Consider the following 10,572-nt stretch of genomic DNA (forward strand, 5'->3'; position numbering starts at 1 on the left):
TGATCAGGCCGAGCGCGGCGCGCAGCCGTTTGTTGTAGCCGGATTGCTGCGGCAAGTAGGGGAACAGGCCCGTCAGGTGCTTGCGGGCGTAGCGCAGCCAATGCGCCTCGGAGGTGAACCCGAGCAGCGACTGAGCGACCGCGACGCACACCAGCTCGGAGTCGGTCAGCACCGGGGGCCGGCCCGTCCATCGCGGTCCCTTCAGCTCGTCGTCGATCTTCACGTACAGTGCAGTCAAGAGGGTGTCCAGGTCTTGCGTCACAACATGATCTTGGACGCCCTCTACTCATGCCTGATCATCGGGCCCAGGACATAGGACTTACTCGTCTAGCCGAGGTCCTCGAAACCGGCCGGCGGCCGAAAAAAGGCAAAGCATCCCCCGACAAGAGGAAGCGGCTCCCGGCAAAGGCATCCCCCGATAGAGGCATCACGGGGGATGCGGGCCGTGATCCGTGGAGTGTCCCACCCGGTCGACGACGGACCGCTCCTGAGATTCGCCGATATATCACCTCAAGCACACACACAAATAGGCCGCGGCATCATCTACGATGCCGCGGCCTACCTGCTGGTCCTACCAGCCGCGCCGTACGGTCTCCACGATGTGCGCGCGCTGCTCCTCGGTCACCCACCAGCCCACGGGCAGGCAGACGACGCGCTCCGCCACGCTGTCGAGTCCGGGCAGCAGTGTGGCGTACCGGCGGACGCAGGTGTGGGTGTCGTTGCGTTCGTGGACGTTGCTGACCATGATCTGGGCCTCGTCCATACGCTTCATGAAGCCTGCACGGTCCTCGACCTTGACGGGGTAGATCCAGAAGGACGACTCGCGGTCCTGCGCGCGTTCGGTCAGCTCCAGCCCCGGCACGCCGGCGAGCTCCCGGTCGTAGTGGGCGGCGTGGGCCCGGTGGCGTGCCACGACCTCCTCCGCCCAGTCCAGATTGGCCAGCCCGATCGCGGCGTTGATGTCGGTCATGTGGAATTTGTAGCCCCACTCGGCGACGTCCGGCGGGTTGCGCAGCCGGTCGGCGCCGCGGCTGATGCCGAACCAGCGGAGCAGCGTGGCCCGCTCGTGCAGCTCGTCGTCCGGCAGGACCAGAGCCCCACCGTCACCGCAGGTCAAATGCTTGATCGCCTGAAAGCTGAACACCGCGACGTTGCCGTGGGTGCCCAGGCGGGTGCCCTGGTAGGTGGCGCCCCATCCGTGGGCGCAGTCCTCGATCACCACGGGGCGGAATCCGAAGGCCGCCTCGGCATCGTCGAGGATCTTCGCCAGCCGCCCGAGGTCGACCGGATATCCGGCGAAGTGCACGACGACGATGGCGCGGGTGCGGGGGGAGATCTTGCGGGCCAGGTCGTCGAGGTCGACGTTGAGCGTCGCGGGATCGACGTCCACCCACTTGATGCGCAGCCGGTTGGCGAGGATGGCCCAGTTGGTGGCCTCCATGGTCAGGGGCGTGGAGAGCACCTCGCCATCGTCGTCCCCTGCCGCGGCGGCGACCATGTGGAGCGCCAGGTGCAGCCCCGAGGTGCCGCTGTTGACCGTGGCGACGCGCGGGTTGCCGATCCGCTCCGCGAGCCCCCGCTCGAACTCGGCGACCTTGGCGCCCTGGCCGATCTGGCCACTGCCGACGACCTCGGCGACCGCCGCCGGAGCCGACTCCGACATGGCGACCTTGAACAGCGGAATCAACGCGACGCTCCGTCCAGTGTGGCGAGTTCGGCGTAGCGGGCCAGACAGTCGGCGTAGGAAGGCAGGATGCCGAGCCGTTCGGCCTCTTTCAGGGAGGGCGCGGCCCGGTCCTTGTCCGACAGGACGGGCTCACGGTCGCGCGGCCAGGGCAGGTCGAGGTCGGGGTCCAACGGGTTCACCTCGAAGGAGCTCTCCGGCGACCAGGTGCTGGAGCACAGGTAGAAGACGGTGGCCTGCCCGGTCAGCGGGGCGAACCCGTGCGCGAGCCCTTCGGCGAGGTAGAGCGCGTGCCGGTTGTCCTCGCTCAGCTCCGCCACGACGTGCTCACCGTACGTGGGCGAGCCGTGCCTGATGTCGACGACGATGTCGCGGATGGCGCCGCTCGGGCAGCTCACGTAGCGGGCCTGACCGGGCAGGTGGATCGCGTGCAGTCCACGGATCGTGCCCTGTGTGGAGACGGAGCAGTTGACCTGGGCCACGCTCAGCGGATGGCCGACGGCCTCGATGAAGGCGGGCTGTTTGAAGACCTCGAGGAACTGTCCTCTGGAGTCGGGGAAGACCTTGGGCTCGATGAGGAACGCCCCATCGATGCCGAGTTCGCGAATCTGCATATGATCCCCTCCTTTGACGTCATGTCGGGTCGCCCTGATCTGCGGCGACCACCCCTACGGCACCCTTATGGGCCTCCCACCAGGGGCGGTTGTCCCGGTACCACTCGACCGTCTCGGCCAGGCCTTTCTCGAAGTCCATGGCCGGGCGGTACCCCAGCTCGACGCGGATCTTGAGGTCGTTGACGGAGTAGCGGCGGTCGTGGCCCAGGCGGTCCTCGACGAACTCCACGCGCTCCCATCCGGCGCCGCAGGCCTCCAGGAGCAGCCCGGTCAGCTCGCGGTTGGTCAGCTCGGTGCCGCCGCCGATGTTGTAGACCTCTCCCGGCCGGCCGGCCTGCCGTACCAGCTCGATCCCCGCGACGTGGTCGGCCACGTGGAGCCAGTCGCGCGAGTTCAGGCCGTCCCCGTACAACGGAACCTTGCCGCCGTCGAGCAGGTTGGTGACGAACAGCGGGATGACCTTCTCGGGGAACTGGTACGGCCCGTAGTTGTTGGAGCAGCGGGTCAGCCGCACGTCCAGCCCGTACGTCCGGTGGTAGGCGAGGGCGAGCAGGTCGGACGAGGCCTTCGACGCCGAGTACGGCGAGCTGGGCGACAGCGGCTGCTCCTCCCCCCAGGAACCTTCGGGGATGGAGCCGTACACCTCGTCGGTCGAGACGTGCACGAACGTGCCGAGCCCGTGCTCGGCCGCCGCCGCGAGCAGCGTGTACGTCCCCGTCACGTTCGTGCGGACGAACTCCCCCGCACCGCTGATGGACCGGTCGACGTGGGATTCGGCGGCGAAGTGCACCACCTGGTCGTGCGCGGCCACCAGCTCTCCGACGAGGGCGGCGTCGCAGATGTCGCCCCGCACGAACGTGAAGCGGCCCTCGGCGGGCTCCAGGTTGGCCCTGTTGCCCGCGTAGGTGAGCTTGTCGAGGACCGTCAGCGTGCAGTCGCCCCGCTCGGCCAGGGTGCGGACGTAATGGGAACCGATGAATCCGGCGCCGCCGGTGACCAGGATCCTCATGGCGCGTAACTGCTCGCGATGCTCATCACGTACTGGCCGTAGCCGGACTGCGACTGCTCGGCTCCGAGCCGGTGGCACTGCTCCGCGTCGATGAAGTCCATGCGGAGCGCCACCTCCTCCAAGCAGGCGATGCGTACGCCCTGGCGTTGTTCGAGGGTCTGCACGTACTGTCCCGCCTGGAGCAGCGTCTCCGGTGTGCCGGTGTCCAGCCAGGCGAATCCTCTGCCGAGATCCACCAGTTTGGCCCTGCCCCGCCGTACGTAGTCCAGGTTCACGTCGGTGATCTCCAGCTCGCCCCGTTCGGACGGCTTGAGATTCTTGGCGATGTCGATGACTTCGTTGTCGTAGAAATACAGGCCGGTAATGGCTCTGTTGGAAAGTGGCTTCGCCGGTTTCTCCGCTATCGAGATCAGGCGCCCGCTCTCGTCGGTCATCCCCACTCCGTATTGGCCGGGGTCGCTCACCGGATATCCGAACAGCACGCACCCGTCCACGTCCCGCACGTTCTCTTCCAGCACCTCCGAGAAGGAGGGTCCGTGGAAGATGTTGTCGCCGAGGATCAACGCGGCCGGGCCGTCGCCGATGTGGGAGGCGCCGATGAGAAACGCCTGGGCTATTCCGTCCGGCGATTCCTGGGCGGCGTAGGAGATGTTCAGCCCGAAGCGGGCGCCGTCGCCCAGTAGCCGGACGAAGTTCGGCACCTGGTCGGGCGAGGAAATGAGGAGGATATCCCTGATGCCGGCCAGCATGAGCACCGATATCGGGTAATAGATCATCGGCTTGTCGCTCACCGGGAGCAGTTGTTTGGAGACCGCGGCGGTGATCGGATGCAGCCGTGTACCCCGGCCTCCCGCGAGTACGATTCCTTTCACAGCCTTTACCTCTCTGCTGCATGGAAGTATTCCGAGGCTAAGCAGGGGCGGAGCGGAGCGGCAAGATCGATGACCGGATAGAGGGGGAGCATTAGGGGGCCGTCCGCACCCGACCGCGAATGGGCGCGGTGAGACCCCTGAATTAGGGGAGGGTAGGGGCTGACCCGGCCTCCGCCTGGCGACGAGAATCTCTCCACATTGACGTCTCATGGAGGGAGTCGGCGGTGCGGATCGTCGCTTTACGCCGTACCGTCGCCGCGATCGTGGCCGCGGTGTTCTCAGTCACGCCGGCCGTTTCGGATCCGGCGGCGCGGGCCACGGCGGACGCCTCCACGCGCGAGGTCCCCGGGCTGCGCGAGCCGGTGCGGCTGGTGGTGGACCGCTGGGGTGTGCCGCACCTGTACGCGCGCAACACCGACGACGTGTTCCTGGCGCAGGGCTACAACGCCGCGCGGGACCGGCTGTTCCAGCTCGACCTGTGGCGGCGGCGCGGCCTGGGCCTGCTGTCGGAAGCCTTCGGGCCTCGTTACGTCGACAAGGACCGGGCCTCCCGGCTCTTTCTGTACCGCGGGGACATGCAGCGGGAGTGGGCCGCCTACGGGCCGGGCACGCGCCGCTCCGTGACCGCGTTCGTCCGCGGCGTCAATGCCTACGTCGACTGGGTCAACGCGCACCCGGAGGCGCTGCCGCCGGAGTTCCGCCGGCTGGGCCACCGGCCGGACCGCTGGCAGCCCGAGGACGTGGTGCGGATCCGCAGCCACGGGCTGGCGCTCAACGCCTACCCCGAGGCGCTCCGCGCGGGCGCGATGTGCGCAGGCGGGCAGTCCGCCGCCCGGGCCCTCGTCCGCCTGGAGCCCGCACACGAGCCCCGGGTGCCGGACGGTCTCGACCCGTGCGACGTGCCCGCGGACGTGCTCGACACCTACCTGCTCGGCATCACGCCGGTCACCTTCGACGGCGTCGCGATAAAGTCGGCGCCGCCATCGGCGCCGGGTGGGTCGAACGCCTGGGCGCTCGCGCCGTCGCGTACCGCCACCGGCCGGCCGATCCTCGCCGGCGACCCGCACCGATCCACCACGGCGCCGGCGCTGCGCTACGTCGCCCACCTGTCCGCGCCCGGCCTGGACGTGATCGGCGCCGGCGAGCCGGCGCTGCCGGGGATCTCCATGGGGCACAACGGCCGCGCCGCTTTCGGGCTCACCGTTTTCGCCGCGGACCAGGAAGACATTCAGGTGTACCGCCTGCACCCGGACGACCCGGGCCGCTACCTCTACCGGGACCGCTGGGTGCCCTTCACCACGGTGCGGGAGGAGGTGCCGGTGGCCGGCTCGACGCCCCGTCAGGTGGACTTGACCTTCTCCCGGCATGGCCCGGTGCTGAAGGTGGACGCGGCGCGGAACCTCGCGTTCGGCCTGCGCACCGCCTGGTCGGAGCCGGGCACGGCGCCGTACCTCACCGGTCTTGACGCCATGACCGCGCGGAGCTTCCCCGAGTTCGCCGCCCGGATACGGCGCTGGGCCGCCCCGCCGGAGAACCTGATCTACGCCGACACCTCGGGCGCCATCGGCTGGGTGCCCGGCGCCCTGGTCCCCCGGCGGACACAGCACGACGGGCTGCTGCCGGTGCCCGGCGACGGCCGCTACGAATGGGACGGCTTCCACGACGGCGCCGAGCTGCCCAGGGTGAGCAACCCCAAGAGCGGCTTCGTCGCCTCCGCGAACGAGTTCAGCATGCCGGCCGGGCACCCGCTGCGCGTCGGCTACGAGTGGGAGCCGGCGGCGCGCAAGGAGCGCATCGTGGACGTGCTGTCCGGCTCGACCCGGCACACTCCGGCCGAGATGGCGCGCCTCCAGCGCGACCAGGTCGACGAGTACGCCCGGCGCATCGTCGCGGTGCTGCGCGGCATTCCGGCCGGTGACGACCCGGACACCGCGGCCGCGCTGCGGCACCTGCGCGACTACGACGGTACGGCGAGCGCCGACTCCGCCGGCGCGGCGCTGTTCGAGCCCTGGCTCTCCAACCATCTCGGCCCGGCGTTCCTCGCCAAGTTCGTCGCCCCGGCGGTGGCCGCCCGGGTGCCGCGCGCCGACGTGCGGCAGGTGATCGACGCGCTGGAGCGGCCGGACCAGTGGTTCGGACCGGACGGCGCCACGGTGCGGGACCAGCTCGTGCAACAGACGCTGCGCGCGGCCTACGCCGAGGTACGCGGGCGGCTCGGCGCCGACCCGGCCGCCTGGCGCTGGGGAAACCTCCAGAACGCGCTGTTCTCCAACCCCCTGGGCGACACCGTGGGCCCGTTCCCCCGGGGCGGCTCCGTGACCACGGTGGACGCCTCGACTTATATCCGAGGGGCCTACCGGTCGCTGTCCGGTGCCGCGTACCGGATGGTGCTGGACGTCGGGGCCTGGGACGAATCCACCTTCGTGAGCGCCCCCGGGCAGTCCGGGGACCCGGCCAGCCCGCACTACGCGGACCTCGCCGCCCCCTGGAGCTCCGGGACCCAGGTGCCGCTGCTGTACAGCCCGGCCGCGGTCGCGCGGAACACGGAAAGCGTCATCACTCTGGTGCCCGCGGCGTCCGGCCGCGGGTGACCGCCGGAGGGCGGATCACTGCGGAAGGGACGATGTGGACGAGCGTTGGATCAAGCGATTTCACCCCGCGCCGGAGGCTCCGGCGCGGGTGATCCTGCTGCCGCACGCCGGTGGCGCGGCCAGCGCCTACTTCAAGCTGTCCGCCGCGCTGCACCCGGCGCTGGACGCCCACGCGGTGCAGTACCCGGGCCGGCAGGAGCGCCGGCATGAGCCGCCCTTGACGGACGTACGCCTGCTGGCCGCCGGCATCGCCGACGCGCTCCCCGATGACGGGCGGCCCACGCTGCTGTTCGGGCACAGCATGGGCGCGGTGATCGCCTTCGAACTCGCCCTGCTCCTGGAGCGGCGCGGCACGGCGCCGCACGCCCTGATCGCCTCCGGCCGGCGCGCCCCGTCCACCCGCTCCGACGAGTGGGTGCACCGGCGGGACGCGGCCGGCGTGGCGGCCGAACTGCGCCGGCTCAGCGGCACCGACCCGGTGTTCCTGCAGGACCCCGAGCTGTTCGAGATGGTGCTGCCGGCGCTGCGCGCCGACTACCGGGCGGCGGAGACCTACCGGTGCGCCGCGGACGCCGCGGTCGGCTGCCCGCTGGTCGTCTTCGTCGGCGACGACGACCCGCAGATCACGGTCGAGGAGGCGCACGCCTGGCGCCGGAACACCACCGGCGACTTCGACCTGCGGGTCTTTCCCGGGGGGCACTTCTACCTGGACGACCAGGTGGCCGAGCTGACCGACGCGCTCACCGCGCTGTCCGGGTGAGTCACGCTCACCCGGACGTCTGAGCCAGCCATTCCTCGATCACGGCGGCGGTCTGGCGCGCCTCGGACTCCAGGATGCTGAAGTGGTCGGCGGCCACGTCGCGCACCGTCGTACCGGGGGTGATGACCGGACGCCAGCCCGCTCCGACGGCCGCGGGCGTCCCGCCGGGCGTCGCCACCCCGTGGTCGGCGCGGATGAACAGCGTCGGCGCCGCCAGTTCGGCCGGCCGCCACTGAGAGAGCAGCGCGGCGTACCAGCCCATCGCGGACAGCCGGGCGGCGGTGAACGGGCCGAACACGGCCTCCCGATCGAGCAGGCCGCCCACGATCGACGACCAGACGTCGGTGCTCTCCCCCGCCCCGGGGACGTGCGTGTCGAGCAGGATCACCGCGGCCGGGCCCTGACCGGCTTCCGCCATCGCGCCGGCGAGCGCGTGCGCGAAGACCCCGCCGGCGGAATATCCGACCAGCGCGTACGGCTCCGCGGCGCCGCCGGTCACCGCTCGGCCCAGCCCGTGCACGAGGGCGTCCAGGGAGTCCGGCAGGCTCTCCTCCCGGACGAACCCCGGCACCGGCAGCACGGCGAGGTCGCGCACGTCGCGGAATTCCGCGGCCAGCGGGACGAACTGGTGCGGCCCGCCGAAGGCCATCGGTGAGTTCAGGCAGAACAGCCGCGGCCGGCGCGGGCCGGTGGCCAGCACCACCGGGGTGCGAGCCGGGGCGTCGGCCACGCCGTACTGGGGACGGACCGCGGCGGCGGCGTGCAGCAGCGTCATCCCCTCCGCGATCTTGCCGGCGGCGGCCGCCGCGCGGAACAGGCCGCTCAACGTCTCCGTCGCACCCTGCAGGTCCTGTGCGACCGGCCCGTCGCCGTGCGCCGGGGCGGGTCCGGGCTGGGCTTGACCGTTGGCCGCTGCGGCGGCCGGAGCCATTTCCTCGGCCAGCAGCCGGGCCAGCGCGCCGGCCGTCGGGTAGTCGAAGGCGGCGGTGGCCGGCAGACGGACGCCGGTGTCCGCGTTGAGCGCGTTGCGCAACTCCATGGCGGCCAGCGAGTCCAGGCCAAGCCCGACCAGGTCCGCCTCCGGCTCGACGGGCTCCGGGTCCGCGTGTCCGAGCACCTGGGCCACCCGCCTCCTGACCAGCTCGACCAGGCGTTCCAGGCGCTCCTCGGGGCCCAGCGCGGCCAGCGGTTCCAGCTCGTTCCCGCCCGACGCCGCCGTACGTCGTACGGCCGGTGCCAGGTCTTGAAGCAGCGCGGGTACGCCGTCCGCGCGGGCGCGTAGAGCGGCCGGGTCCAGCCGGATCGGCGCCAGCACGGCGGCGTCCGCCCGCCGCGCCGCGTCGAACAACGTCAGCGCCGCGTCCACCGGCAGCGGCAGCATGCCCCAGCGGCGGATTCTGGCCAGGTCGTCGTCGCGCAGCAGGCTTTGCATGCCCGCCTCGCCGCCCCACAGGCCCCAGGCCAGCGTCCGCGCCGGCAGGCCCGCCACCCGGCGGTGCTCGGCGAGCGCGTTGAGGAAGTTGTTCGCCGCCGCGTAGTTCCCCTGGCCGGGGTTGTCCACCAGCGATGCCGACGAGGAGAACAGCACGAACTCGGCCAGGTCATGCTTTTGGGTGAGTTCGTGCAGGTGCCAGGCGGCGTCCGCCTTGGGCCCGGCCACCTGGTCGACCAGCTCGGGCGTGAGGTCGGCGAGGACCGCGTTCGCGCTCGCGCCCGCGGTGTGCACGACGGCGCGCAGGGGGTGGGTGAGCTCCTCCAGCAGCACGGTGAGGGCGTCCCGGTCGGCCACGTCGCAGGCGGCGATGGTGACCTCGGCTCCCTGTTCGGCCAGTTCGTCGCGGAGTTCGGCCGCCCCGGGGGCGTCCAGGCCCCGGCGGGAGGCCAGCAGCAGGTGCCGTACGCCGTGTTCGGCGACCAGATGCCGGGCCATCAGGGCGCCCAGCCCGCCGGTGCCTCCGGTGATCAGCGTGGTCCCGTCGACCGGCCAGGCCTCTACGGGCTCCTCGCCGAGGCGGGCCCGCTCCAGCCGGGGCGCCCAGAGCCGGTCGCCGCGCAACGCCACCTGTGGTTCGCCGCTCCGGAGCACCGCGGCCACCGTATCCTGGGTGCTCTGCCGCCCCGGGGCCAGGTCGATCAGGGTGATGCGGCCGGGTTCCTCCGCTTGAGCAGCCCGTACCAGGCCCCACACCGCCGCTTGCGCCGGATCCGGGACCTCGCCGTCGGCCACGGCCACCGCGCCCCGGGTCACCACGGTCACCGGCCGCGTGTCCGCCTGGGCCAACCAGGTCTGCAACTCGTCCAGCACTTTTCCGACGGCCCGCCGCGCTCGCAGCGGGATGTCACCGTCCAGCGGCTCTCCGGCACCAGCGCCTGTCGAAACATCCAGCACCGCGACGTCCGGCGCCCTTGCAGCGGTCTCGGCGTCACGCTCTACCGGCCGCCAGGCCAGCTCGTACAACCACCGGGCCGGGACCGCGCCGCTCAACTGCCCAGGAGCCAGCGGCCGCGCGGTCAGCTCCTCCACCGATGCCACCGGCCGACCGGCCGGATCGGCCACATCCAGCCGGGTGACCGCATCGCCGTCCAGCCGGCGTAGCCGTACTCGCAGCTTTGTGGCGCCGGCGGCGTGCAGGGTGACGCCGTTCCAGTTGAACGGGATCAGCGGGCCGCGCTCCCCCGTGTCCTGCCCGGCCAGCATGCCCACGTGCATCGCGGCGTCGAGCAGCGCGGGGTGGACGCCGTAATCCGCTGGATCGGTCGGTAGCGACACCTCGGCGTAGAGGTCGTCGCCGTGTTTCCAGGCGTGGGTGAGGCCGTGGAAGGCGGGGCCGTAGCCGTAGCCGTGGTCTACCAGGCGGTCGTACAGGCCGGTGGTGTCCAGCGGCTGGGCGTCCGGCGGGGGCCAGGCGTGGCTCAGGTCCGCCGGGGTGGCTTGGGCAGGGGTGAGGGCGCCGGTGGCGTGGCGGGTCCAGTGTCCGTGGTCGTCTTTGGAGTGGATGCCGATCTGGCGTCGGCCGTTTTCGTCTGGTGCGGTCACGGTGA

7 protein-coding genes and 1 pseudogene are annotated in these 10,572 nt (G+C 71.5%); 2 read left to right on the plus strand and 6 right to left on the minus strand.

Translation table 11 applies throughout. The features are described 5' to 3' along the window. The 5 genes and pseudogenes from C4V41_RS59995 to rfbA all read right to left on the minus strand — a co-directional run. Window positions 1-262, minus strand: a pseudogene (locus C4V41_RS59995) (IS982 family transposase); the annotation flags it as partial. 309 nt (window positions 263-571) lie between these two features. Beyond that, window positions 572-1,687 (minus strand): DegT/DnrJ/EryC1/StrS family aminotransferase, encoded by a 1,116-nt coding sequence (locus tag C4V41_RS60000; RefSeq protein ID WP_103964947.1) that lies wholly within the window; start codon window positions 1,685-1,687, stop codon window positions 572-574. Then, window positions 1,684-2,298, minus strand: a complete 615-nt coding sequence (gene rfbC / locus C4V41_RS60005) for a dTDP-4-dehydrorhamnose 3,5-epimerase (protein WP_103964948.1) — start codon at window positions 2,296-2,298, stop codon at window positions 1,684-1,686. The genes C4V41_RS60000 and rfbC overlap by 4 nt, the downstream gene beginning before the upstream one ends. Window positions 2,299-2,317: 19 nt before the next feature. Further along, window positions 2,318-3,307 carry a dTDP-glucose 4,6-dehydratase gene (rfbB, locus tag C4V41_RS60010; protein WP_103964949.1) on the minus strand — a complete coding sequence of 330 codons (990 nt, stop codon included), beginning with the start codon at window positions 3,305-3,307 and terminating at the stop codon, window positions 2,318-2,320. After that, window positions 3,304-4,179, minus strand: a complete 876-nt coding sequence (gene rfbA, locus C4V41_RS60015) for a glucose-1-phosphate thymidylyltransferase RfbA (RefSeq protein WP_103964950.1) — start codon at window positions 4,177-4,179, stop codon at window positions 3,304-3,306. The genes rfbB and rfbA overlap by 4 nt, the downstream gene beginning before the upstream one ends. Window positions 4,180-4,403: 224 nt before the next feature. On the opposite strand from rfbA, the gene C4V41_RS60020 reads away from it, so the two are divergent. Together C4V41_RS60020 and C4V41_RS60025 are read left to right on the plus strand one after the other, a co-directional pair. Continuing rightward, entirely contained in the window at window positions 4,404-6,770 is a 2,367-nt protein-coding gene (locus C4V41_RS60020) for a penicillin acylase family protein (RefSeq protein WP_235031102.1), read from the plus strand. Window positions 6,771-6,804: 34 nt separating this feature from the next. Continuing rightward, window positions 6,805-7,530 carry a thioesterase II family protein gene (locus tag C4V41_RS60025; protein ID WP_103964951.1) on the plus strand — a complete coding sequence of 242 codons (726 nt, stop codon included), beginning with the start codon at window positions 6,805-6,807 and terminating at the stop codon, window positions 7,528-7,530. Between the two features lie 7 nt (window positions 7,531-7,537). On the opposite strand, the gene C4V41_RS60030 is transcribed toward C4V41_RS60025, so the two are convergent. Then, window positions 7,538-10,572: type I polyketide synthase (locus C4V41_RS60030; RefSeq protein ID WP_200825049.1), on the minus strand; the 3,035-nt coding region annotated here is incomplete at its 5' end.

It is taken from the genome of Nonomuraea solani (assembly GCF_900108335.1).
Classification (GTDB): Bacteria; Actinomycetota; Actinomycetes; order Streptosporangiales; family Streptosporangiaceae; genus Nonomuraea; species Nonomuraea solani.

Bases quoted from the DNA above. Each gene is read 5' to 3' on its own strand.
- rfbC (WP_103964948.1), bottom strand. From the start codon at position 2,298: ATGCAGATTCGCGAACTCGGCATCGATGGGGCGTTCCTCATCGAGCCC.
- rfbB (WP_103964949.1), bottom strand. From the start codon at position 3,307: ATGAGGATCCTGGTCACCGGCGGCGCCGGATTCATCGGTTCCCATTAC.